The sequence below is a fragment of the Bacteriovorax sp. As-1 genome (assembly GCF_058446905.1).
The window spans coordinates 2,874,531-2,899,652 of sequence record NZ_CP184341.1 but is presented as its reverse complement, the minus strand read 5'-3'; the positions used below and the strand labels follow the sequence as shown (position 1 = coordinate 2,899,652).

Here is a 25,122-nt window from a genome sequence, read left to right as displayed (position 1 = left end):
ATCTCGTTAACTCAATCTGTAGTTAGGTGCTTCTTTAGTGACGAAAACATCGTGTGGATGGCTTTCTTTTAATGAAGCATTCGAAATCGTAATAAACTCTGCTTTCTCAAAAAGTTCTGCAAGATTTTTTGCTCCCACATAACCCATTCCCGAACGCAGACCTCCCACTAACTGGAAGATGTTGGTTGAAAGAGATCCTCTGTATGGCACTTGCCCTTCAATTCCTTCCGGAACAAGTTTTCCCATATCTTCTACCGCTCCTTGTCCGTAGCGGTCTTTTGATCCTAATGTCATCGCTCCCAATGATCCCATCCCACGGTACACTTTATAAGCGCGCCCTTGGTATAAAACCATTTCTCCCGGAGCTTCATCAGTTCCGGCAAAAAGAGAACCAATCATCACGGAATTTGCTCCGGCCGCTAAGGCCTTTACGACATCACCAGAGAGTTTAATGCCTCCATCGGCGATCACTGGAATGCCTGCTTTTCTACAAAACTCTGCACATTCTAAAACGGCAGAAAATTGCGGAACACCAATACCGGCAACAACACGAGTGGTACAAATGGACCCCGGGCCGATTCCTACTTTCACTCCGTCAACACCAGCGGCAATTAAATCTTTACAAGCTTGTGCCGTTGCGACGTTTCCGGCAACTACATCTACTTGTGGGAATGTTTTTTTTAGGAGTTTTACCATCTCTAAAACACCTTTAGAGTGTCCGTGAGCGGTATCAACAACCAGAGCATCAACGTGAGCTTCCACTAAAATTTTAGCGCGCTCAAATTCTTTTTCTCCTACACCAATAGCTGCGGCCACGCGAAGGCGCCCGAATGAATCCTTGTTGGCGTTGGGAAAAGTGATGGTCTTTAGAATATCTTTAACTGTGATAAGACCATGAACTGATCCATCTGCTCCTACCAGTGGAAGTTTTTCAATACGGTGTTTGTGAAGAAGTTTTTTTGCTTCATCAATAGAAACTTTCGGATCGGCCGTGACGAGTTTTTCTTTTTTCGTCATGACGTCTTTAACTTTCTGATTGAAGTTAGACTCTAATTGTAGATCGCGGTTAGTAAGAATACCTGCGATTTTTTTATTTTTATCGACAACTAAAACACCGGTGATTTTCTTTTGTCTCTTTAAATCCATCACGTAGCTAAGAGTTGTGTCTTCATCAACACTGACTGGATTTAAAATCATCCCAGCTTCAAACTTCTTTACCTTCTCGACCTCTTCGGCCTGACGGTAAGCCGTCATGTTTTTATGGATTACGCCAATCCCACCTTCTTCTGCTAAAACGATAGCGGAAGGTGCTTCGGTGACTGTGTCCATGGCCGCGGAAACGATAGGAATGTTGAGATTGATGTTGCGGGAGAATTTGCTTTCGGTGCTCGTCTCTGAAGGCAAGTTTTCAGAGTAAGCAGGCTTAATGAGAACGTCGTCGTAAGTAAGTGCAAGTTGTTCTTTAACTTTAGTCATACTGCTTCCTCTTTATTCAAAAAAAAAAGCAGATCTAAGAATTAAACCCACCAGAACAAGCTAGAGCTTGTTGAGCTGGTCAATTAATTTATCGCTTTCTTTATAATGTGGTGTAGTTGGAATTGTATTCATGTTTTCCGTAGGAACGGCCTGGTCTACAACTGTTTCAGAAACTGATTCCGGAACAGAAGCCGGCGCTCTCTTACTTGTAACAACATTTTTATCTATAGATGGTATATCATAGATCGCTGTCGTTGCACTAGTCTCTGATCCCTGTAATCCATAAATTTTTACAACTAATTTATTAGCGACAGGTGTCGATGTAACTGGTTTTGCTTTAACTACTTTTTTAACGGGTACTGTCACTACCTCATGCGCAGGTTTTTTCATGTTCATGATTTCAGCTTTATACTCTTTCTCAAGCTCGGCCGCTTCTTTTTTACCATGTTCAGGCACAGAAGCGATCGTTCTTTTTGCCGGAGCACTATGACCTTCCTCTTGCCCTTTGAAGATCTCAGCAGATTTTTTATCCATTGGACCTACTCCAGGAAAAAGAGAGACGAGTTCGCCGTATGTTTTTGCTCCTACTGGAGTTGGGTCTCTTGGCATACCTTCTTCAAAGCCCTGGTCAACAAAAGAGAAGTTTCCTTCTGCCACTGTCAGATTTAGCGCCGGTTGTCTTAGGTTAGAAAATTTCATCAGCCCATTGATAACCATCAGCTGAGTTTTTCCTTTCGCAGAGTCGTAAGAGAAGATCGCCTCTCCACCCTGGTAATTAACAGTAGCATTGGCCGATGTTAATTTAGCGTCGTCCATTTTATTAAGCGACTGAACCCAAAGATCCCCGCTTCTTAATTCAACATTGTTTGGAGACACAGCAACCGACGTTGCACTTCCCATAAAAAATCTATGGTCAGCATTGTCTGTGAAGGTCACTTGTCCAGTGTGCTCTACAACGATTTCAGAATTAGCGTAGATCACTTCGCCTTTTTTGATTTCGTGAGTTTCACCGTTATAAGAAATAAATCCTGCCCCCTTAATGTCGACAATGCGTCCGAACTGAACGGCCGCCGCAAAAGAGAGAGTCGGGATAAAAGCAATGACTGCTACTAATAATTTATTCATTGGTTTTCTCTTCAATTTTTTCATAATATGAGCTCAAAATCTTCCACTCATTGGTATTTCTGTACTTCTTTCTAAATTCTTCAACTGTCGCAAAAAACTTCGCCTTATCCCCCATCTTCATATGAGTGAGAGCAACCCAAAGTTTTGCGCTTCTAAAATATTGCGACGTCGGGTATTTGTTCATTAGAGCTCCGAAGTGTTTAAGCGTCCACTCGTGGTGCTCGCCCGATTCGTAAGCTGAAATTCCCGCTTTAAAATAAAACTCGTCATCAAGGTGCTTAAAGTCTGGATAGTAATTTACTAGTGATGTGTAGAACTGTGCTGCTTTTTCAAAGTTCTTTGCTTTGAATTCTTTATCAGCAATCTTCACCATATCATCAGCAGACCACTTGTATGTCTTCCACTCTACTAAGTCTTTTTTCACTTCAAATGAACCAGGCTTGACACTGGCAATCGCGCGCCCTGGAGCAGCTTTCGCTTCACCGTGACCTCCACCATGAGCAGGAGCTTCTCCATGAGAGTTGCTTGCCAATGATTCTTCACCGTGTCCTTCTTTATTTGAAAAAGCTCTGTCTTGTTTTAGTTTTTGAATATCAAACTCAAGCCTCTTAACTTCTGCACGAAGCTCTCTGTTTTCTTTTGCCAGCTTAAGTGCAACATTTTCGTACTTATTTATCAAAGCGGCCTTGTGCTCAATCTTTTTCATCTCCCCTTCAAAGCTACAAGATGTAACCAGAGGAATGATCAAACATGATGCTAAAAGAGTATTTTTCATAAGTTTCTTCCAAAAAGGCCATAAAGGTTGGCAGTTCTCCTTATGATTTTCGGCAGGATTGGAAAAAAATTTAATCAAAGTATGAGAGGAGGAATTATTTTGAATTAAATGAACTAAATAAGTCGATTAACCGATCAATCCCATCAACAAAAAGGGCCGGCCCTGGCTGCAGAAAGATCTCAGGCTCTAGTTCAAAGATGGCGTTATTTTTAACAGCGCTTACATGGATAAGTTCCGGGCGCTTTTTGATGCTCTCAATATCAACCTTTTTCCCGCACCATGAGGCCAGGATAATGTCGGGGTTATGGGATGCAACTTCATCATTGGAGACAAATCGTTCAGAGGCCTTCACCCCTTCAAGTGACTTTGCTTCAAAAATATCGACTCCACCACAAAGGCTGACAAGTTCACTAAACCAACGAATCCCACAGATTTGAGGTTCATCCCACTCTTCGAGATAAACCTTCGGGCGCTTCTTTAATGTCTTGGCAAAAGCTCGTCCCATGGCCATCTTTTCTTCCAGAGTCTTTAAATAGACTTCGGTCTTTGCTCCTTCGCCCACCATGTGTCCCAGGGTCCACATATAACGAAAAATTTCTTCCAATGAGCGCTGATTAGAAATGTAAACATCAATGCCTTCAGCGATCAGGTCGCGGGCAATGTCTTTTTGAATGTCAGAAAAACCAATGACCAGGTCAGGTTTTATTTTTTGAATCTTTTTTAAATTGGCGTGAGTAAAGGCCGAGATCACGGGGTGCTGCTTAACTTCTGCAGGTCTTTTAGCGTAGACCGACACACCTGCAATAAGATCACTTCTCCCGATGGCATGGAGAAATTCCACTGACTCTTCAGTCATACAAATGAGACGTTCCGGATTGTATCTAAAATTACTCATAGCTAGGAAGTTTAACCACGAAGTCCGTCATATCACCGACTCGCTGATACTTGAGTTCTCCCTCATGGGCCTCAACAAGCCCTTTGGAAATCGAAAGCCCAAGGCCTGTGCCTTTACCGTATTTTTTAGTGGTGAAGAAGGAATCAAAAATTTTATTCTGCAGCTCCAGAGGCACACCTGCTCCACTGTCTTTAATATGAATCTCAACCCACTTGTCATTAGTGAATGCCTCAACTTGAATCACCTTCATTTCTGCGTGCTCAAGAGCATCGATAGCATTGTTCATCAGGTTGATCAGCACCTGTGTTATATAAGACGGGTAACAGATAACTTTTGTATTAGGTGCAATTTTTAAATCAAAAGTGATTCCCGATTGTACGATGCGGTCTGACCCTAAAAGCACGATTCCACGAATAAGCTCATCAGCACTCACCGACACCATCTGATCGCCATGTCCTTGTCTGGCAAAAGTACTGATCCCTTTTACAATCTGAGAAAGTCTCAGGATAGTGCCTTCCACATCTTCAATAATCTGATCACACTTATCTAAATCCAGATCGTCATGAGAAAACAAATTTCTGATCTGGTGAAGTTTTCCCTGAATAGTAAAGAGTGGATTATTAATATCATGGGCCAGGTTAGACGCCATTTGTCCCAAGGATTGGAACTTAGCGCTCTCAAGTAAAAGCCCCTTTTGTTTAGAGAGCTCTTCTTTAAGGAGCTCATTGAGCTGAATAAAAAAGAATGAAAGAAATGACGCTGAAATAAGAACGAAAGCTAAGTAAAAAAGAAAAACACTTTTAAAGTTGGCCACATACTGCATTGGTGCAAAAAAACGATCATGAAAAGCAGTATAGAGAATAGCAAGAATGACCATGTTTAAAAAAAAGCAGATCGTCCCGTAAAACGGTTTAAAATAAAAGGCCGACATAAGAAAAATAGGAACTAGCCAGATCAGCCCGAAAAAGCCCATCCCACGGGGAGAAAAAGCACTTAAATAAATTGTTGCGTAGAGAATGGCTATTTGAATCCCCGCTCCGATATTTAAAGAAGTTTCAAAGTTGGTGTCTCTGGTTTTGAGAAAAACGACTAGGGATATAAGAGAAATAAGACTAAAGAGAATCCCGATGCGCACAAAAAGGTTAATCTGCAGGATATTGGCACCCAGGAAAAACAGGGCCATGATGACAATGCCCAGAATTCCTGCCGCAACGATGGAACGGGCCCTAAAGAGCGTCGTAATGTCGACTTGGTCACTTACGTGTTCCGGTAAGAAGAAATCAAGCAAAAGATAGAATTTCTTTAACATCGCTACCCATTATTTACGCGCTTTTATATTCCAAACAGTATCCGAAATGAGGCTCAGTTTGTAAACTCTTTGTAAGGAAATTGTTATCAAGACTTAACAATGAGAAGGCTTGTTTTTGCCCCCTGCTGGGAGTAAAATTCTTAAGGATCTTTAAAGATTGGACCGTTTACTTTTTAAGGGTATTTTATATGCGTTTGACCATTCTCTTTCTTTTAGTGACTCTTTCTACGTTTGCCTTAGGTGCTGATGAATCAGTCCCGGCAAAACCAGTAAAATTCGGGATTCAATCTTTTAAAAAAGACAGCGATGAATACCTGGCGCTTAATTTTGAAAACCACCAGAAGTGGCACACATACTGGAAGAATCCTGGTGACGCTGGCCTTGCCATTAAAAATGTTTTCACGATGAACGGCAAAGAAGTTAAGTTTGAAGAAATGGAGTGGCCGGCACCAAGACGTTTTATTGAACCAGGGAATCTTTGGGCCTATGGATATGAAGACAACTACTCTCTTTTCTTTAAACTATCTAAAAGTGATTTCAACAAATACAGCGGAAAAAACATTCAGTTAAAATCGACGTGGCTAGTCTGTAAGCACATCTGTGTTCCTGGGCAGCAAATAACTGACTTTAAAATTGCTCCGGGAAATGTCACAACGACCACTTTAGATCTTCTGCCTAACTTAAATTCGACAGTTCTCTCTGAAAGATTTGACGCTCTTCCAAAAACAGCGGTTATCCCAGACTACTTAAAAATTAAACTTTCTAAAGGCAGCAAGCCTGGTACGTTAGTTCTTACTTACACTGTGGATAGAACAACTGAAGTGAGCTTCCTTCAGAATACGAACTTAATGTATACATTCCCGCAAATCCCTTTTGATGTGAAACACGAAAACCTTACAGTAGAAAAAGCGAGCCTAAAAGGCATCACAGAAATTTCATGGGACGGTGAATACCAAGACCCACCACAACCACTTCCAGCTGATGGAAAATTTAAAAAGCCTTATACACTTCGTTTTCTGTTTAACGATCCTATCCAAAGAAAGGCCTTTATCGTCGATAAAAAATTTTCAAACTTTGAACTAGCAGAAGTGACAGTCGCACAAAAAGCGGAAGGGGCACCTCCTGTTGATATGGGAGGATCACCATCTTCTCCTGCGGGGTCTGCCAGGACCATCGTGGATGCAAGCACTAGTTCAAACTCATTAATCTATTATCTTGCCCTGGCCTTTGTCGGCGGACTTATTTTAAACATCATGCCGTGTGTTCTACCGGTGATTTCAATCAAGCTCTTCGGGCTGGTGAAGTACAAGAATGAATCGCACAAGATGATTTTAAAACATAACTTTTTTTATACTTTAGGAATCCTTTTTACCTTTGCCGCTTTAGCAACCATCGTCCTTTCACTAAAGTCGATTGGCTCTCAAGTCGGATGGGGATTTCAGCTGCAATCTCCTACTTTTGTCGCCATTATGGTGATCGCACTTTTTATTTTTGCTTTAAACCTTTTTGGGATGTTCGAATTCAAAACTCCCGGGGGATCAAAGCTAGGTGGAATGCAACTTAACGAAGGACTTACAGGAGATTTTTTAAGTGGTGTTCTTGCTACGGTTTTATCCACTCCGTGTTCTGCGCCTTTTTTAGGAACGGCACTGACTTTCGCTTTTAGTTCTCCACCAATGGAAATTTACCTGATCTTTTTAATGATCGGACTTGGTCTTGCTTTCCCCTTTGTCCTGACAGCAATCTACCCGGCACTTGTTTCATTCATCCCAAAACCTGGCAACTGGATGAACACTGTCAAAAAACTTTTGGGTGCCACACTTATCCTGACAGCGATCTGGCTGCTTGATGTTTATAATGCTCTCGTTGATGGTTCATCACAGCTAATTAAACTTGGAACAATTCTTGTTTTCATCTTTGTGGGTTTTATGCTTTCAAAGAAAAAAGAAAAATGGATTGCCGGGGCCAGTTTCCTGGCCGCCCTTGGTCTTTTTGTAAATATCGCGACAACTATCCCTGTCATGAGCACTGAAGCTCAGACTGCTCTTATCCGCGATAAACAAGCTAAAGGTCTGGACTGGCAGCCATGGTCGGAAAAAGCAATGGATGATTTAAAGGCCAGCGGACAAGTCGTCTTTATCGATTTCACGGCCAAGTGGTGTTTTACCTGTAAAGTTAACGAAAAACTGGTCTTGGACACCGACACTTTTAAGACTTTCGTTGCCCAAAACAACGTAAAACTTCTTATCGGTGATTGGACAAAAAGAGATGAAATCATCGGTAGCTTTTTAAGAAAAAATGGAATGGTGGGGGTTCCTGCTTACTTCGTGCAGAAAAAAGATGGGACGCTGGTCAATCTTGGTGAAACAGTAACGATTGAAAGAATTAAAGAGCACCTGAATTAAAAAGTTTCAGGGCCAGCTCTTGGATAAGTTTTTTGTCCCACAGGTCTTCTAAAAAGTTTTGTGGGATGCCTTCTACTCCGTAATATGCCCCCGCCACTTGGCCAAAAACCGCCGCCGTCGTATCGGTATCATCACCTAAGTTCACCGCAAGCTTTACACCTTCATCAAAGCTTTTTGAATGATAAAAACACCACATGGCCCCTTCTAAGCACAGAAGTGCGTCTCCTTTTCCTGAGACTTCTTCATAATTTTTAGAAAAATCAAATGAGGCATCTTTAAAGATCCCTTCTTTCGTTTCTCCCTTGAGGGCACGGTGAATGTAGAGAGATAAATCTTCGCAGGCCTTAATGCAGTTTAAAGGCGCGTGAGTCACTTTAGAACTAAGCCCAGCATACTTGATTGTGTCTTTTAGATTTTTAAAATAAAAAAGCGGCACAGGGGCCAGTCTCATCAGCGATCCATTGGTCGCTGGATCATCTACCGAACCCGCATAGATATCTTTATTTTCTTCGTATCTTAAAAGCGCCGCTTTGGTCGTATTGCCGATATCAAAGCAGTGACCAGTGCAACTCATATAGCCTTCGCGAAACCATTTTATATAGCGCTCGATCTGATCATAGGGATCAAAGCCATTTTTCTCCACTAAACTCGTCCCCAAACAAAGGGCGAGAGAAGTGTCGTCAGTCCACTGCCCTTTTTGCAAATTAAAAGGTCCACCCGCCTGCATTTCTTCGACAGGAGGAAAACTTCCGCGAGCTTTAAACTCTACCGGAGCTCCCAAAGCGTCTCCGACAGCGAGTCCTAATAATGATCCTAAAAAGCGCGACTGTAGTGTTGTCATATTATATTATGATTCGAACTTCGAAGGGCCTCTCATGAGCTTCGTGATCACTTCTCTTGGCTCGAGCCCATCGTATAATACCCCATACACTCCATTAAAAATCTGAGCGCGGATATCAAAGCGCTCTGAAATAAAGTGGGCCGCTTTTGCTGTTTTATAACCTTCAACAACAGAGCGTTGTGATTTAATGATTTCTTCGGCCTTTCTTCCCTTAGCGAGCTCCAGACCAAATGTTTTGTTTCTTGAAAGATCCCCAGTTGTCGTGAGGATTAAATCCCCCATTCCTGAGAGACCATAAAATGTTTCCGGGCGAGCATTGTAGACGGCCCCAAAACGAAGCATTTCTGCAATCCCACGAGTGATCATTGCAGCTCTGGTGTTGTGGTTATAACCCAGACCTTCAATAACTCCTCCAGCAATGGCCAGGATGTTTTTTAAGGCCCCCCCTAATAAAACTCCTTTAACGTCATAGCTTGCTAAAACTTTAAAGGCACTGGTGTTAACCATCGAGGCCACATTTTCTAAAACTTGTTTTGATCTTCCGGCCAAAGTCACCAGTGTGATTTGATCCTGCATAATTTCGTGAGCAAAACTTGGCCCGGATAAAAAGCAGAACTGGTCTTTAAAGTGTGGGTACATATCAAAGAATAAATCATCCGATAATTCTAATGTGTCCGGGTCAATCCCTTTTGAAAGAGACATGAGTGGGATACCTTTAATAAAGTAGCCTAAGAAACGGTCGTAGTTTTCCTTGAAGTACTCACTAATGCCGTTACTTGGAAGTGCCGAAACAATCAATTCGATCTTCCCGCCAATGGCATCGACTTCATCCCACGAAAGAGCTGCATCGATATTGCTGGCAGTTTTTAGACCTGGAAGATAAATTGAATTTTCTCCGGCCTTAATCGCATCGTAAATATCCTTAGAGCGAACTTTTAATATAACTTTTTCAAAATTCTGCGCCAAAACCTGAGCAATCGCAGTCCCAAAGGCCCCTGCCCCAATAACCAGTGCCACTTGTCTCTTCGTCGTACTCATAGAGAAATAACTCCTTTAATGGCCGCTGCACGTTCATAGACTTTTATGATGTCTTGACTCTGCTGCATCGTTGTCTTCCCGCTGACACTAATATAGTTCCCGTTTGATGAAGCCTTTTGTTCAATTTCCATTCCCTGAAGAATGAAAAGAATCTGGTGAACTTCGCTGATAGGAACAATAAACTTAAAAAGATACTCGGTCGGAAACTTCACAGTTTCGTCGAGAACGAGCTTTAATTTATGTAACCTGTCTTCTAATGGGTTCATTAAAACTCCAGAACCTTCACAGGAATTTTCTGAGCGTAACGAACGATATCAATCACCTCGCGGGCACAAGCATCCCCGGCCTGGCGGTGAGTGATGTAATCTACAGCTTCCTGAATTTCATAACTGGCATTAGGCACCGTCGCCGTAAAGCCCGCGCGCTTAATAATAGGCAGGTCAATAAACTCATCCCCCATAAAAAGGATTTCTTCGTCTTTATAACCTTGGGCCAATATCTCTTTATAAGCTTCGCGCTTGTCTTCATTTCCAAAATAAGTGAATGATAGTTTCAGATTGTCGATAAAGCGCTTTCTCACGCCTTTTGAATCTCCACCTGAGATCACTCCTACTTTTAGTCCTGCTTCCATCAGCATTTTTAAACCGTGTCCATCCAGGGCGTGAGTCGTGCGGTTAAAACCGACGTCATCTCCTTCCCATGAAATTTTTCCATCAGTTAAAATACCGTCGATATCAAAAAGGCAAACTTTGATTTTTTTAAGTTTGTCTTCGAATTTTTTTGCCGTCACTAGAAGTGACTTTTTCTCATCTAAAGGCTGGGCCATTACACTACCTCATAAATTCTAAGTAACTGCTCAACAATTCCCTTTATCTGATCAAGTGGAAGACTTGTTGAAGCATCAGAAAGCGCCTTATCCGGATTAGGGTGACACTCCATAAAAATCCCGTCAGCTCCTGCCGCAACAGCTGCTTTTGCTAAAACTAAAATCTGCTCACGCTTTCCGCCTGTCGCAGTCCCTAATCCTCCAGGTCTTTGCACACAGTGAGTAGCATCGTGAATCGCTTTAACTCCAAAGCTCTTCATGATCTGGAAAGAGGCCATATCAACCACCAGGTTATTGTAACCAAAACTCGATCCTCTTTCAGTTAAAAGGATTTGGTTCTTTGGTAAAAATGTCGTCGCTTTATCAACGATGTTTTTTGTTTCTTCTGGTGAAAGGAATTGTCCTTTTTTCACTTTTAGGATGCGTCCGTATTTCGCGCACGCTTCAGCTCCTGCGGCAATCATGTCTGTCTGACGGCATAGGAAAGCTGGAACCTGAAGAACATCAACGACTGTTGCCAGCTTCATTGCCTGACTTGCTTCGTGGAAGTCAGTTAGAACTGGAAGACCGAAAGTGTCTTTTACTTTTTGAAGGATTCTCATCCCTTCATCAATTCCAGGGCCTCTGTAAGAGTTGATTGATGTGCGGTTTGCTTTATCAAAGCTTCCTTTGTACGTCAGAGTGATTCTGTCTTCAAAAGGCTTAAGGTCTTTTACTAAGCGTTCAGCAATTCCCAGAGCGAGCTCTTCGCTTTCTAGGACGCATGAACCAATAAAAAGGTCTAATTTAGGTTTTGTCATAATTACTTCCTGTTTTTATCTGATTCCTCAATAAATGCTTTGAAAAGCGGATGAGGAGAAAAAGGTTTCGACTTAAATTCCGGGTGGTACTGGCTGGCAATAAAGAACGGATGATCTTTAAGCTCGACAACTTCTACTAAATTTAAATCGCGGTTAAAGCCTGAGACGACCAGACCTGCACCGATAAGTTTATTCATGTACATATTGTTGACTTCCAGGCGGTGGCGGTGGCGCTCCTGGATTTTATCACTGCCATAAACTTTGTGGGCCAGTGAGTTTGGTTCAAGGTGACATTCATAAGAACCTAATCTCATGCTTCCCCCTTTTGAACCTGTGCTTGATTGACCTTCCATATAATGGATCAGGTGTTCCCCGCCGCTTTGGAATTCTTCAGATGTCGCATCTTTGATTCCGGCCACATGACGGGCAAATTCAATAACTGATAACTGAAGCCCCAGACAAATTCCGAGGAAAGGAACTTTTTTTGTTCTAGCGTATTCAATCGCTTTAATTTTTCCTTCTGTTCCACGGCTTCCAAATCCACCTGGAACTAAAATCCCCTGAACACCTTTAAACACTTCATCCAGGTTTGCGCCTTTTTCCAGTTGTTCAGAATCAATGTAAATTGGTTTGAACTTTAACTGGTTGGCAATCGCTCCGTGGTTAAGAGCTTCGTCTAAAGATTTATAAGACTCAACCAGGTCGGTGTATTTACCAACGATCCCGATTTTTACTTCTCTGAGTGGATGAGTGAAGTTGTGAACAACTTTTTCCAGGTCGGCAATTTTTGGTTCCGGTGCCCAGATACCAAGAAGCTCACTTATTCTTTCATCAAGCCCCTGTTTGTGGAATTCAAGTGGAACTTTATAGATTGAATCCATGTCGATACTTTGGAAAACGTTTTTTCTAGGAACGTTACAGAAACGTGAAATCTTATCAAGTGTATCTTCATCCACTTCTCTGTCTGAACGGCAAACGATTACTTGCGGAGAGAGCCCTTGAGACATCAGCTCTTTTACCGAGTGCTGAGCTGGCTTGGACTTCAACTCACCGGCCGCAGCGATGTAAGGAAGAAGAACCAGGTGAATAAAAAGAACATTGGCCGCTCCCTCATCAAGAGCAAGTTGCCTGATTGATTCAATGAATGGAAGTGATTCGATATCACCAACCGTTCCACCGATCTCTCCGATTAAGATGTCGCAGTTTTCACTCGCAGTGTGAATTCTTCTTTTGATTTCATCAGTGATGTGCGGAACAACCTGAACTGTTTTTCCTAAGTATGTTCCCGCTCTTTCGTTTTCGATAACTTTTAAATAAACTTGACCAGTCGTAAAGTTACTTTCACGCTTGAGAGTTAAAGATGTAAAGCGCTCATAGTGACCAAGGTCTAGGTCTGTTTCAGCACCGTCGTCAGTGACAAATACTTCTCCATGCTGGGTAGGGCTCATTGTTCCCGGGTCGACGTTGATATAAGGGTCCATCTTTAGCATGGAAACCTTAATCCCTCTTCGCTCCAGAAGACCTGCGATACTTGCGGCCGCAAGACCTTTTCCTAGTGAGCTTGCAACTCCACCTGTGATGAAAATGTACTTTTTGTGTTTCTTAATTTCTGCCACTTAATACCTCTTCTACTTTTTTTACGTCTGCCGGATGATCGACTCCGACGATGACACTTCTAGTTTCCAGAGCTCCGATTTTCATGCCCATTTCCAGGGCGCGAAGTTGCTCTAGTTTTTCAAGATCCTCCAGTCTCGAGACTGGAGCTTTTGAAAAGGCGCTGAGTGCGCTTGGTTTGTATGAATAAACACCGATGTGTAGAAACCAATAATCGTTATTAGCATCTACTCCCGCATCTCTTTTAAATGGAATCGGCGAGCGGGAAAAATAAAAAGCGTCACCAGTTGTTTCACTCATGGCCACTTTCACTTTATTGGGATCTCTAAAAACATCATCAAAGCCCATTTGCTTTTTTACCAGTGTCGCAATCTCTACCGGCTTATTTAAATGAAACTCCGCCAGGCGAACCAGGTCACTTCCTTCCAGTAGTGGTTCATCCCCCTGCACGTTGATCACAAGGTCATAAGACTTTTCTTTGAAATGCCTGCTGTAAGCAAGTTCAATACGAAGTGTTCCCGAAATCACGTCGTCATCAACTCTCACGACATTTTGGGAAAAACTCTTGATATGGTTTTCTACTTGGTCGTCATCAGTGACAACATAAGCATCAAACAAAATATCGGCACAAGAGGCTTTTTGGCAGTTTTCAAGAACTCTTGAAATCATGCTCTTGCCTGCAATCATCGCCAGTGGTTTTCCTGGAAAGCGAGTTGAAGCAAAACGGGCGGGAATTAAAATGAGGACACTTTTTTTACTCACTTTAAAGGTCTCCAAAATAAGATATAATAAGCTTACTATTATAGAGGAGACGCCTCGGTATGGCCCAAAGATTTTCATTACTTTTTCTGAGTCTTTTTGTCGGATATTCTTATAATCTTCGAGCTGAAGATTATAAGCGCACCGTCATTACTGACCCGAGCATCAGCCGCCGCTGCGACCTCCTGACTGAGACCAGAAAAGAGAAAATTGCCAATAAACAACGCATCCTGGCCATGATCGAGAGAAATAAGCACCTGCAGGAGATCACTCCTGAGAATAAAGTTACTTTAAAGAAGAAACTCGAAGTGAATCTTGGTCACTTGGAGCACGAACTCACTCTTACTCTCACCCAGATTCAGTACCAGGAAGAAAATATCGTCCGCAAGGGTTGTCCCGGCGTAACGCTATAAAAAACTTTTCAATGCATACCGCGCACTCTATCCTATTCTAAATATTTACTAATTAGTTTAGAGAGACTGCGCCGATGACTAAAAATCTCTTATTGTATCTCATTGCGATAAGCCTTATCGCCCCAAAAATCACTCATGCACAAGACGATGACACTATTGAAACGCTGGAAAGCGGCTCAGAGTCATCAACAATTGGCGCTCCCGAAGGAGAAATGAGTGACGGGCCACAATCTCTGCCAGCTGGAGAGAGCGCAACTCCCCCATCACCGCAGACAGAGGCCATCCCTTCACAAAATGTCGATGCCATGACTGATGAAGTGGAAAAACTTGAGCCTGTGAATGCTCCTGAAAAGACTTCTCCTCTGCAAAAAAAGACTGGAGTTGTTTCTGAGGAAGAACTTTTAAAACCAAAAAATAAATCTGCGCCAAAAGTGCGCGCCCAAAAGCAAACTGAAACAGAAATTTACGTACAGGAAGCAGACAAATATAAACTCAACGACGTTTATAAAAACCTGCAGCTCAATGACGTTATCGAGCAAGGGCTAAGAAAAAACTACGACCAAAATATCCGCGGTCAACAGCAAGAACTTAACGAGATCGCTTTCTCTGGGACAAAAAGTGCTTTCTGGCTTCCAGAGCTAAAACTCTCGCTGACAACTGACGATCAAAAAATCGCCACACTCAGATCTAGCGAGCGCACTCCGACAAATCCTCACTCGACTTCTCCAAGTGGAACTTTAGGTCTTTCCCTAGGAGATTACACTGTTTTCAACTGGGGTAAGGATTACGCAATTTATCTTAACAAAAAAGGGATTTACGAGAGAAATACGCAAATCTATAACGAATCAAAAAGAGAGTTAAAACTTGACTTGATCAACAGCTACTTCACTTTAATGTCGTCAAAAAACATTGAAAAAATCCGCCAGGATCAACTTCGCCAGTCCTCTTTCGTTTACCGTTTAAGTAAAGAAAAAATTACAATCGGAAAAACATCAAAACAAGACTACTACCAGGCAAGAAGTGAGTATTTAAAAGCGCAAAATGAATACCACGACGCCAAAATCTCTTCTGATCAAACCGATGAAAGCGTCGCTTTCCAGATCGCTGACCCGATCGGGACAAAATACGTTATCAACGAAACACTGGACTATAGAAGATTAAAAATCACGCTGGATGAAGCGCTAAAAATCTCAGAAAAAAATAACCCGACTCTATTAACTAATAAAATGTTAATGGAGAATGCGGAGAGAGAATACGATGTGGCCTTAAAAGAAAATATGCCACTGCCAAAATTCTCGGTAAACCTGGGCGCTTACAACAAGAAATTTGGACCATCGACCAACACGACTCGCTATGAAACTTATGGCGGAAGCGGAAACGTTGAATTGGTTGCTTCTATCAATACAACCTGGGCCATTACCGGGTCAGATGGATTCTTAAACTCAAACAAACTGGCCACTGCACGCATTGGAAAAGAAATTTCCATGAAAGAGTTTGAAAAGAATACGCATTACACTCAGTCTTTTATCAGACAGACTTACAAAACAATTCTTTCTCTGCAAAATCAAATCGTGATCCTGGAAGCCCGCCTTCCAAGCTTACAAAAAACATTTGATACCATCTTGGACAATTACCTTAACGGCAGAACGAAATTCTACGACTTCTCACTCTCTCTTGAAGACCTGAGCAATACAAAGGTGTTCTATGAGCAAGTTAAGCTTCAGCACTTACAACAGAAGCTGACACTTGCCCGCTTAATGGGAGTAGAGGATTTCCCGGGAGAGAATTTCGAACTTCTAGCAACAAGAGTAAAAGGTAAATAAGATGAAATATACAATGAAACAAACAATCGTAGCCTCTTTGTTATTCGTTTCGGCCAGCGCCTTTGCAGCTAATGGCGAGCTGGTGTTAAACACCGAAACGACTTTTAATCCTTCTCACACCAACCGCTTCTCTTTCATGTTGGGGGTAAACCCAAGCCTGACAAAGGCCGCGGACATGAGCAGTTTTAACTTCTCGTACGGAAAAAAACTGGAGAACTTCTGGGCCGACGCCAACGTCATGATGACCAAAGGACTTTTTAATAAGTTCTCGGCCAACAATGCCACTGCAACAGGGGCAACAGATAATCAGCTCGCTGAGCAAGAAAACACCCTGACGAGCATTGGTTTAGGGATTGGTCGCGAAACTCGCTACGCACAAACACTGCTTCCCTTCGACGACATCTATGAACTTATGGCCGCCAACCTGACTTATAATATCTATAAAGAAGACTACTCTGGGAAATCTTTTAGTGGTCCGGGGCTGATGGCAAAGTTTTCTGTTTATAAGCGCTTCAACGATTATTTTAGTGCCGGTGCTCATTTCAATTACAACCTCGCTGTGGTAAAAAGATCACAAGAAAATGATACGGAAACCAGCTCTCAGCGCTCTCTAACTTTAGGGTTTTTGACAATGGGAGTGGATTTAAGTTTTTACCTCTAAAACCTAAGGTGGATTATGATTCCTCGTTATGAAGCAAAGGCCATCACCCCAATCTGGAGTGATGAAAATAAGTTTAAAACTTTCCTTCAAATCGAGCTGGAACTCTTAAGTGCGCTGGAAGAAAAAAAGATGATCCCATCTGGGATTTCAAAAACTATCCGCGACACCGCTAAAATCAACACCGCAAGAATCGATGAGATCGAGCTGACAACCAGACACGATGTCATCGCCTTCTGTACATCAATTACCGAGCAACTCCCTACTGAAATTGGGAAATACTTCCATTATGGTGTGACTTCATCAGATGTCATCGACAGTGCTTTAACTTTACAGATTAAAGCTTCTCTTGAAGTGGTGATGAAATCTTACGACAGCTTTATGGAAGCACTAAAGCTGCGCGCCCTTGAAACAAAAATGCTCATGACCTTAGGCCGCTCACACGGAATGTATGCCGAGCCCATGAGCTTTGGTCAAAAACTTTTAGGTCACTACGCTGAATTTAAAAGAAGAAGAGAAGACCTAGAACATTTTTATAAAAATGAACTCACTATCCAGCTTTCAGGGGCCGTAGGAAACTACACGATCCTGACTCCAGATATCGAAGAAAGTGTCGCTAAAAAACTAGGAGTAAAAGTTGAAGACGTCTCAACTCAGATCATCCCGCGCGACCGCCTGGCAAAACTAATCTCTATTACTTCTTTGGTTGCTAATGCCATTGAAAGGCTTGCCGTTGAAATCCGTCACCTGCACCACTCTGATGTCAAAGAAGTGGCCGAAGGATTTAGACCGGGTCAAAAAGGCTCAAGCACGATGCCACATAAAAAGAACCCAATTGCCAGCGAAAACCTGACAGGTCTTTCGCGCTTCTTGCGCTCTCACCTGACTCTGGCCCTGGAAAACTCAATCCTATGGCACGAAAGAGACATCTCTCACTCAAGCGCAGAAAGACTTTATCTTCCAGACCACTTTGGGATTTTAACTTATGCTCTTGATCGTTTCACGACGACACTGAATCTTTTAGATATCGATGAAAAAGTGGTGGAAGGAAAAGTGTTAAACCACACTCACTACCTTTCAAGTTTCTACCTGCACTTTTTAATTAAAAACTGTGAATCACTAACGAGAGAAGATTTATACGCTGTTGTTCAGGCCGCTTCTTTTGATGCTGACGCTAAAACAAACCCTCATCGCTTCCGCGACTTGATTCAAAATGAATTAAAAACAAGAAAAGAGACAGTGACTCTTCCAGAAGTGAACGCTGAAGGATTAAGAAATATTTACTTAAAGTCTGTCGATCAAATTTTTAACCGAGTGCTGTGATGGAAAAACTGGAATACAACAATTCGCTGTTTTCACCTAAGGGGAAACTGAATCGTTTATTCTATGCTCTTCATAATGCTTTTTGGTTTTTAATCGGTTTTCGCTACATCTATTATCCGGGAATCCTGGCAGCACTTCAAAGCAGTCCCCAGTTTCCACAACTGATTCATGTTCTTTCATCGAGCCCTCAAACGAAAACGATAGTTCCTTTTCTTTCATCAACAGTTGGCCAATCGACTTTAGACATCGTTTTAAAATTTGTATTCATTTTGATTTTAAGGTTAGTCGATATTAAAAGAATCAGAGATATTGTGAACCGCAATCTGAGTAAAGTTGAAAGCGCTCTGGCAATTGTCATTCTTTCTCTGCCTTATGTAGATTTCCTTTCAACTGTTGTTTTAGTGCTTCTGCCTTCTAATAAATATGCAAAAAATGCTATGCATGAAGAAATTAAGAAAAAAGACCTGGGTGAAGCCCGTCGTGAACACAACTTACAAGATCTCAAACGCCTTTTTGAATCTGGAAGAATTTCCAGAGCGGAGTATGAAGCCGCTCTGAAAAAATTTAAAGCTTAAGAATTGTGCCCAGTTGTTGAGTCTTTTGGATTGAAGTGATACTCGCCTTTTCCTTTCGTGATATGCCCTAAGAAAAAAGCTCTCTCCCCTAACTTTTCAAGTTCAGCGATGATTGTATCCGGTGAATCCGTCGCAATCACCATCCCCACACCCATATTAAAAGTCTTATGCAGCTCTTTCATGCTTAATCCTGAAAGATCACAAACTTCTTTCATAAATAGCGGAAGTTCTGGTGCTTCAGTGACATGGTAATCAAAGTTTTCATTCATACGTGGAATATTAAGAAAACCAGATCCCGTGATATTAGCAATTCCTTTAACGTGAGAAGAGTGAGTTTTTAATAGCGACATCACCGCCTTAACGTAAATTTTTGTCGGAGTTAAACACGCGCGTTTTAAATCCGGGTTGCAGTTATTTTTTTCCAGGATTTTTCTCACCAGAGAAAATCCGTTTGAATGAAACCCTGAACTAGCAATCCCAATTAATGTATCGCCATTTTGAATGCGAGAGCCATCAATTAAAGAAGACTTCATGACTTCACCAACCGAAAAACCGGCCAGGTCGTAGTCACCTACTTGATACATCCCTGGCATTTCTGCCGTTTCCCCGCCAATTAAGGCCATCTGTGACTGGTGACAACCATCGACGATTCCTTTAATCACTGCTTCTGAAACTTTTAAGTCCAGCTTGCTTGAAGCAAAGTAATCCAGGAAAAACATAGGTCTTGCACCTGAACAAATCAGGTCATTCACACACATCGCAACTAAATCAATTCCGATAGTGTCGTGAACTCCAAGATCTATTGCTAATTTAATCTTTGTCCCAACTCCATCTGTTGATGAGGCCAGGAATCTTTCTTCGTCCATGGCATAAAGAGCACAAAAGCCTCCAATGCCGCTCATGACTTGTTGATTATAAGTTGATTTAACCATCTTTGAGATGCGCTCTACAAAGAGGTCACCTTTTTCGATATCTACGCCGCTGTCTTTGTAATTCATATTTACCTCTAGTGTCTAAAGTGTCTACGTCCAGTTGTCATCATCGCAATCCCAAATTTATCACAAGCCTCGATCACCTCATCATCTCTCATACTTCCACCAGGCTGAATGATTGAAGTGATTCCAACGTCATGACAAACCTCTACAGAGTCAGCAAAAGGAAAAAATGCATCTGAAACCAGAAGCATCTTATCCATCGAAAGACCTTTTTGTTCTGCTCTAACTTTCGCTAGTAAACGAAGAGAATCCAGGCGATTTGGTTGCCCCATTCCTGTTCCAGCAAGAGTAAAGTGCCCTTCTAATGTTTTACAAACGAGAGCGATCCCGTTGCTCTTTAAGTGTTTGCAAGCAAGGATTCCAAAATCTACTAATTCTAATGTTTCAAAAGGCATTTCTTTTTTTGTTACGAGTTTCAACTCTTCTGACTTACCGCAAGCTTCGTCTTCATTTTGCATCAAGAGTCCACCAGAGATACTTTTCACAATAAACTCTGATTCTTCTTTGGGTCTAATTGGCGTTTTTAAAAGTCGTACATTCTTTTTCTTTGAAAAAGCTTTAAGCGCTTTTTCTGAAAAGCTTGGAGCAATAACCACTTCAATAAATCTTTCAGTTAAAAACTTCGCACACTCAGAGTCCACTTCACTCGACATGGCAATGATTCCACCAAAACTTGAAACCCCATCACCGTTCCATGCTTCCATCAATGAAGCAACCGGAGTTGGAGCGACAGAAAGACCACAAGGGTTAGCGTGCTTAATGACTGCTGTGACAGGGGCCCCTTTGGAAATATGGGCCACATCACTCATCACCCTCCAGGCAGCATCGGCGTCTACCCAGTTATTGTATGAAAGCTCTTTTCCTTGAAGAACTTCCGCATCCAGAAGGCTCACGCCGCCTTTGGTATTTTTTAACTTAAAGACATTGGCCCACTGGTGTGGGTTTTCACCGTAACGAAGAGACTCTTTTGGCTCGATGGCCAGCCAGTTTTTGTCTTGAGCTTTTTCTTCTGCAAAACGACTCGTTAACTCTTCAGCAATCATCAGGTCGTACTTAGCGATTCTTTCGAAGGTTTTAACGGCAAGTGCCCTTCTTTGTGAAAATGATGTCGTTCCATTAAATTGAGTTAAAAAATTATCGTAATCAGCAACATCTGATAAAACAGTGACTGATTCATAATTTTTAGCACTCGCTCGAAGCATTAGAGGTCCTCCAATGTCGATGTTTTCAATCAAGACATCTTCTGAAGCATTTGTGGCAGCGTATTTTTCAAATGGGTAAAGATTGCAAACCACCAGGTCGATTGGTTCAATATTTAATTCTCGCGCCTCCACTAAGTCTGTTTCATGATGGCGGCGAAATAAAAGTCCACTTGTGACGGCAAAAGAAATCGATTTCATTCTTCCGCCGAAAGCTTCCGGGTTTCCCGTCACTTTTTCAATGGAAGTCACCGGTAGGTTAAGATCTTCAATAAACTTTTTTGTTCCACCTGTTGAGATGATTTCAACCTGGTTATTATGAAGTGTTTCTACTAATGTTTTTAAATTAGTTTTATCCGTTACGCTGATCAGGGCCCTTTTAATTTTCACACTTGTTTCAATCATTGTTTTTTCCCTTATAGATTGGCTTCACAGTATTTAAGTCCACTTTCAAAGATAAAAATCCCAAGCCCTTTATCTTCTCCCTTATCCGCTCCGCCTGGGTTATGCCATAAACTAATGGCCGCTTCCGGGTGAGGCATAAGACCAAAGATAAGTCCGCTTGGGTCACACACACCTGCTATTTCAGCAAAGGATCCGTTGACATCATTTGTGTAATTAAGAGCAATCTGTCCGTTTGAGCTAAGAGTTTTATAAATCGATCTTTGTTCTGCCTCATCTCCCTTAAAGACAATGCGTCCCTCTCCGTGGCGGATAGGAAGAGAGATTTTTTCTCCCTTTAATTCTTGAGTCCATACACACTCAGAAACTGGAACATCAAGGTCAACCCAGCGGTTGATAAAATGCCCTTGACGGTTGTGGGTCAGGGTCATTGTTCTTGGTGAGAATGGTTTTGGAAGAAGCCCAAGTCTCACTAGGGCCTGAAATCCATTACAGATTCCAATCACCAGTTTCTTTTCTTCAACAAATTTTTTAAGTTCATCGCCTAGGGCGTACTTTAGTTTTAGTGCTAAAATCTGACCTGATCCGATTTCATCTCCAAAAGAGAATCCTCCAGGAAGAGCAAGAATCTGGGCCTCTTTTAATTTTTCTTTCTTTTCAATCAAATCAGAGATGTGAATGATTTCAGCCTGTGCTCCTAACTCAGTAAAGGCCAGTGCCGTTTCAGCTTCACAGTTAATTCCGTCTCCTGTCAGGATAAGCGCTTTAATCTGTTGTCTATTCATTATAGCTTCCCCTCTACTTCTGTTTTGTAATGACTCATGCATTCATCATTGCTCACTTCAAAAAGTGTCTCTCCCTGAAGATTTATTTTTAAGACTCCTGTGTCAGTCGTCTCGCCTAGTCTGGTGAAGATATGTCCTGAAAGATTTTCTTCAAATTCTCTTTGGTCTTTTTTATCGACGGTCACAATAAAGCGCCCGCAACCTTCGTTAAAGAAAAAGGCCATGAGGTCTTTTTTCTCAATCCCCTTAAGATCAATCTCTGCTCCAAACCTCGTTCCCATAAGAGTCTCGGCAAGGGCAACTAACATTCCTCCATCAGAAATATCATGAGAGCTTTGAACCAGCTGTTCTCTCATCGATTTATGAAGTGAGCGGTAAAGGTCTAATTGTTTTTTTCCATTGATATAAGGAAGTGGGTATTCAATTTTATAATCTTCATACAACTCTTTTAGTTCAAAGGCCGTTTGATAATCTGTCAGTTTGCTTCCAATCAGATAAATCAACATGTCGCTTTTTTTCGCTTCTGACGTAGTCACTGCTTTTAAAGTCGGCACTCGCCCCATCGCTGTCACAAGAACTGTCGGAGGAACGCTGATTTTAACCTTCTCTCCATTATCCATCGCACCGATAAAATCATTTTTCATACTGTCTTTACCGCTAACAAATGGCATTCCATAAGCAAGAGATAAGTCATAAAGCGCTTGAGAAGCACGCACTAGATGGGCAAGCTTTAACTTCGCATCTGGGTTTCTTTCTGATTCAATTGGATCAGGCCAGCAGTAGTTATCAACTAAGACCATCTCATCCGGATTGGCCCCGCTTGAAACCGCATTTCTGACAGCTTCATCTAAAGCAAACTCGGCCATAAGATAAGAGTCGTATTCTGATAATTTTGGAGCAATCCCACAAGAAATTGCCAGAGCATTGTCTGCTCCTCCTCCGTGAGGTTTCATCCAAACAACACCTGCATCACTTGGAGCTGAGTAACCTTTTTCACTTGATCCAGTGTAAGGTTTAACAATCGTTGCCGCTTTTACTTCATGATCATAACGGCGAACCAGGTGCTCCTGGCTTCTGATGTTTGGAGTCTTAAAAAGTGAAAGAAGAACTTCTTTATAATTTTCTTTTGGAAGAAGTGTTTTTTTAATTTCTTTTTTAATCCAGTGCTGACTTTTTGATCCTAAATCAAAGTGTGCCTTTAATTCCATTGGAGGAAGCGATTCATGCACAAAGTGTAATGAAAGATTCGCCACTGTCTTTCCATGGTAATTAACCTTTAAAAAACCAGTTTCTGTGAACTCACCAATCACTGAAGCTTCTACACTTCTTTTTTCGGCCAAGGCCAGAAACTCTCTTTCTAATTCGCGAGGAACAGAAAATGTCATTCTCTCTTGAGATTCACTAACCATTAATTCAAAAGGAGAAAGTCCCGGGTATTTCACTAATGCTTTTTCCAGGTCAACCACTGCACCATTTGTTGCCTGGGCCATCTCTCCTACACTTGAAGAAAGTCCACCTGCTCCATTATCAGTCACACTGTTAAAAAGTCCTTTCACTCTCGCTTCAATGAGAAAATCTGAAAGCCTCTTTTGAGTAATCGGGTCACCTATTTGAACAACCGAAGCAGGAACGCCATCAACCAGCTCCATTGAACTAAAAGTCGCTCCGTGAATCCCGTCTTTTCCAATTCGCCCACCGGCCATCACAATCAAGTCCCCTGGGCGCTGGCCTTTAAGACTAGTTGATTTATTGTTTTCCATTTGAGGCATAACCCCGATCGTTCCGCAGAAAACAAGAGGCTTTCCAACGAAATCGCGGTCAAAAACAAAGGCCCCATTCACTGTTGGGATTCCACTTTTGTTCCCACCGTCTTGAACTCCCAAGTGAACACCTTCTTTAATGCGATCCGGGTTCTTAAGAAGAAGGGGGAGTTTAATCTCGTTTTCACGGAAGTATTTATTTTCTGCCAGACAAAACACATTAGTGTTAGCAATAGGTTTTGCTCCTACACCAACCCCTAAGATATCGCGGTTAACACCTAAAATCCCGGTAAGCGCTCCTCCGTATGGATCAAGAGCACTTGGCGAGTTGTGAGTTTCAACCTTAATACACACATCCATCTTGTCATCAAAACGAACAACTCCGGCGTTGTCGTGAAAGATAGAGACAAGCCATGGAAGTTTTCTTTCATTTTTAATTTTCTCCGTTGCCCCACGGATATAGGATTTAAAAATCCCTTTAATCTTTAAATCTCCTAGTGGCTTTACTCCTTTTGGTAGATTTGTCTCGCTGTAAGTAATCTCAGAAGAAAAGATCTTATGTTTACAGTGCTCACTCCAACTTTGAGCGATGATTTCCATCTCCACATCAGTTGGGTTTCTTTTTAGTGATTGAAAGTGGTTTTTAATATGCTTAATTTCTGAAAGTGAAAGCGCCCAGCAATTTTCTTGATTTAATTTAAGAAGCTCGGCTTCACTTACATTGAGATCAATATCCATTGAATCCTGAGCTGTGATTTGCACGTTCGGGAAATCAATGTTTTTTAGTCTCTCATTATAGACAAGCTCACTCGTCATGGTGACAGTCACTTTGTGCAAAAGAAAGTTGGCCATTTTTTCATAAGTCAGTTCAGTGAGTTTTTTAGTTTCAAGTCCCTCACCTTCAACAAAGTACATCACTCCACTTGAAACTTTCATTGAGGTCTTTTTTAATTCAGGTAAAAGTTTTAATGCCTCTAGTGCTGCATGGGCCGAGTTATCAGTGACTCCCGGACGAAAGCCGACATCAATTAAACACGGATTTGAAAAACCGCGCTCTTTAAGCCATGAATGATAAAGCTCCTGGTTTTTTGATTCTGAAGAAAAAAGAACTTCAGTCACGCTGTCGCAGAAAACTTCAGCGGCCAGCGCTTCCATGTTTTCGACTTTTTCTTTGGTTTCCACTAAAAAGTAACGGACTTCCCAAATATGCTTAAAAGAAATCTGCATATAAGCTTGAAACCAGCTCTTAAGTGCCCTCTCACCCGTTGTAACCTTTTTTAAATTAAAAAGATCAGGATAAATTTCAAAGCGGTAAACATAACTCAT

The 25,122-nt window shown here is 41.8% G+C and carries 22 protein-coding genes; 6 read left to right on the top strand and 16 right to left on the bottom strand.

What is annotated here, in order from left to right; all coding sequences use genetic code 11:
* Positions 1 to 6: 6 nt before the first annotated feature.
* The 5 genes from guaB to ACN20O_RS14800 form a co-directional block, all read right to left on the bottom strand.
* Positions 7 to 1,476 carry an IMP dehydrogenase gene (gene guaB / locus ACN20O_RS14820; RefSeq protein ID WP_491634690.1) on the bottom strand — a complete coding sequence of 490 codons (1,470 nt, stop codon included), beginning with the start codon at positions 1,474 to 1,476 and terminating at the stop codon, positions 7 to 9.
* A gap of 60 nt (positions 1,477 to 1,536) precedes the next feature.
* Positions 1,537 to 2,601: a hypothetical protein gene (locus ACN20O_RS14815; protein ID WP_491634689.1), complete on the bottom strand. Its 1,065-nt coding sequence runs from the start codon at positions 2,599 to 2,601 to the stop codon at positions 1,537 to 1,539.
* Positions 2,594 to 3,376, bottom strand: coding sequence for a tetratricopeptide repeat protein (locus ACN20O_RS14810; protein WP_491634688.1), 783 nt, complete (start codon positions 3,374 to 3,376; stop codon positions 2,594 to 2,596). The genes ACN20O_RS14815 and ACN20O_RS14810 overlap by 8 nt, the downstream gene beginning before the upstream one ends.
* 94 nt (positions 3,377 to 3,470) lie before the next feature.
* Complete coding sequence (locus tag ACN20O_RS14805) at positions 3,471 to 4,271, bottom strand: ABC transporter substrate-binding protein (protein WP_491634687.1); 801 nt, start codon at positions 4,269 to 4,271, stop codon at positions 3,471 to 3,473.
* Positions 4,264 to 5,580, bottom strand: coding sequence for a sensor histidine kinase (locus ACN20O_RS14800; protein ID WP_491634686.1), 1,317 nt, complete (start codon positions 5,578 to 5,580; stop codon positions 4,264 to 4,266). Before ACN20O_RS14800 ends, ACN20O_RS14805 begins: the two co-directional genes overlap by 8 nt.
* Positions 5,581 to 5,768: 188 nt before the next feature.
* Between ACN20O_RS14800 and ACN20O_RS14795 the strand changes: the two genes are divergently transcribed.
* Positions 5,769 to 7,985 carry a protein-disulfide reductase DsbD family protein gene (locus ACN20O_RS14795; protein ID WP_491634685.1) on the top strand — a complete coding sequence of 739 codons (2,217 nt, stop codon included), beginning with the start codon at positions 5,769 to 5,771 and terminating at the stop codon, positions 7,983 to 7,985.
* Here ACN20O_RS14795 and ACN20O_RS14790 read toward each other — a convergent pair.
* The 7 genes from ACN20O_RS14790 to kdsB are packed head-to-tail and all read right to left on the bottom strand — an operon-like array spanning position 7,966 to position 13,866.
* Positions 7,966 to 8,826, bottom strand: coding sequence for an ADP-ribosylglycohydrolase family protein (locus ACN20O_RS14790; RefSeq protein WP_491634684.1), 861 nt, complete (start codon positions 8,824 to 8,826; stop codon positions 7,966 to 7,968). The genes ACN20O_RS14795 and ACN20O_RS14790 overlap by 20 nt on opposite strands.
* A 6-nt stretch (positions 8,827 to 8,832) precedes the next feature.
* Positions 8,833 to 9,864, bottom strand: coding sequence for an NAD(P)H-dependent glycerol-3-phosphate dehydrogenase (locus tag ACN20O_RS14785; protein ID WP_491634683.1), 1,032 nt, complete (start codon positions 9,862 to 9,864; stop codon positions 8,833 to 8,835).
* Positions 9,861 to 10,130 carry a DUF493 family protein gene (locus ACN20O_RS14780; RefSeq protein WP_102243140.1) on the bottom strand — a complete coding sequence of 90 codons (270 nt, stop codon included), beginning with the start codon at positions 10,128 to 10,130 and terminating at the stop codon, positions 9,861 to 9,863. The genes ACN20O_RS14785 and ACN20O_RS14780 overlap by 4 nt, the downstream gene beginning before the upstream one ends.
* A complete protein-coding gene (locus tag ACN20O_RS14775) occupies positions 10,130 to 10,690 on the bottom strand; it encodes a KdsC family phosphatase (protein ID WP_491634682.1) in 561 nt (186 codons plus the stop codon). Before ACN20O_RS14775 ends, ACN20O_RS14780 begins: the two co-directional genes overlap by 1 nt.
* Positions 10,690 to 11,490, bottom strand: coding sequence for a 3-deoxy-8-phosphooctulonate synthase (kdsA, locus tag ACN20O_RS14770; RefSeq protein ID WP_491634681.1), 801 nt, complete (start codon positions 11,488 to 11,490; stop codon positions 10,690 to 10,692). Before kdsA ends, ACN20O_RS14775 begins: the two co-directional genes overlap by 1 nt.
* Before the next feature lie 2 nt (positions 11,491 to 11,492).
* Positions 11,493 to 13,106, bottom strand: a complete 1,614-nt coding sequence (gene pyrG / locus ACN20O_RS14765) for a CTP synthase (RefSeq protein WP_491634680.1) — start codon at positions 13,104 to 13,106, stop codon at positions 11,493 to 11,495.
* A complete protein-coding gene (gene kdsB / locus ACN20O_RS14760) occupies positions 13,093 to 13,866 on the bottom strand; it encodes a 3-deoxy-manno-octulosonate cytidylyltransferase (protein WP_491634679.1) in 774 nt (257 codons plus the stop codon). Before kdsB ends, pyrG begins: the two co-directional genes overlap by 14 nt.
* A 59-nt stretch (positions 13,867 to 13,925) precedes the next feature.
* Between kdsB and ACN20O_RS14755 the strand changes: the two genes are divergently transcribed.
* The 5 genes from ACN20O_RS14755 to ACN20O_RS14735 all read left to right on the top strand — a co-directional run bounded on the left by ACN20O_RS14755 (position 13,926) and on the right by ACN20O_RS14735 (position 18,655).
* Positions 13,926 to 14,276, top strand: coding sequence for a hypothetical protein (locus tag ACN20O_RS14755; protein ID WP_491634678.1), 351 nt, complete (start codon positions 13,926 to 13,928; stop codon positions 14,274 to 14,276).
* A gap of 74 nt (positions 14,277 to 14,350) precedes the next feature.
* On the top strand, positions 14,351 to 16,099 hold the full coding sequence (locus ACN20O_RS14750) for a TolC family protein (RefSeq protein WP_491634677.1): 1,749 nt from the start codon (positions 14,351 to 14,353) through the stop codon (positions 16,097 to 16,099).
* Between the two features lies 1 nt (position 16,100).
* Positions 16,101 to 16,760, top strand: a complete 660-nt coding sequence (locus ACN20O_RS14745) for a hypothetical protein (protein ID WP_491634676.1) — start codon at positions 16,101 to 16,103, stop codon at positions 16,758 to 16,760.
* A gap of 15 nt (positions 16,761 to 16,775) precedes the next feature.
* Positions 16,776 to 18,080, top strand: coding sequence for an adenylosuccinate lyase (gene purB, locus ACN20O_RS14740; RefSeq protein WP_491634675.1), 1,305 nt, complete (start codon positions 16,776 to 16,778; stop codon positions 18,078 to 18,080).
* On the top strand, positions 18,077 to 18,655 hold the full coding sequence (locus tag ACN20O_RS14735) for a hypothetical protein (protein WP_491634674.1): 579 nt from the start codon (positions 18,077 to 18,079) through the stop codon (positions 18,653 to 18,655). The genes purB and ACN20O_RS14735 overlap by 4 nt, the downstream gene beginning before the upstream one ends.
* Here ACN20O_RS14735 and purM read toward each other — a convergent pair.
* From purM to ACN20O_RS14715, 4 genes are read right to left on the bottom strand one after another with little or no spacing between them, the layout of a single operon-like run.
* A complete protein-coding gene (purM, locus tag ACN20O_RS14730) occupies positions 18,652 to 19,653 on the bottom strand; it encodes a phosphoribosylformylglycinamidine cyclo-ligase (protein WP_491634673.1) in 1,002 nt (333 codons plus the stop codon). The genes ACN20O_RS14735 and purM overlap by 4 nt on opposite strands.
* Before the next feature lie 8 nt (positions 19,654 to 19,661).
* Complete coding sequence (purH, locus tag ACN20O_RS14725) at positions 19,662 to 21,254, bottom strand: bifunctional phosphoribosylaminoimidazolecarboxamide formyltransferase/IMP cyclohydrolase (protein WP_491634672.1); 1,593 nt, start codon at positions 21,252 to 21,254, stop codon at positions 19,662 to 19,664.
* An 11-nt stretch (positions 21,255 to 21,265) separates the two neighbouring features.
* Positions 21,266 to 22,036, bottom strand: a complete 771-nt coding sequence (locus ACN20O_RS14720) for a phosphoribosylformylglycinamidine synthase subunit PurQ (RefSeq protein ID WP_491634671.1) — start codon at positions 22,034 to 22,036, stop codon at positions 21,266 to 21,268.
* Positions 22,036 to 25,122 (bottom strand): phosphoribosylformylglycinamidine synthase subunit PurL, encoded by a 3,087-nt coding sequence (locus ACN20O_RS14715; RefSeq protein ID WP_491634670.1) that lies wholly within the window; start codon positions 25,120 to 25,122, stop codon positions 22,036 to 22,038. The genes ACN20O_RS14720 and ACN20O_RS14715 overlap by 1 nt, the downstream gene beginning before the upstream one ends.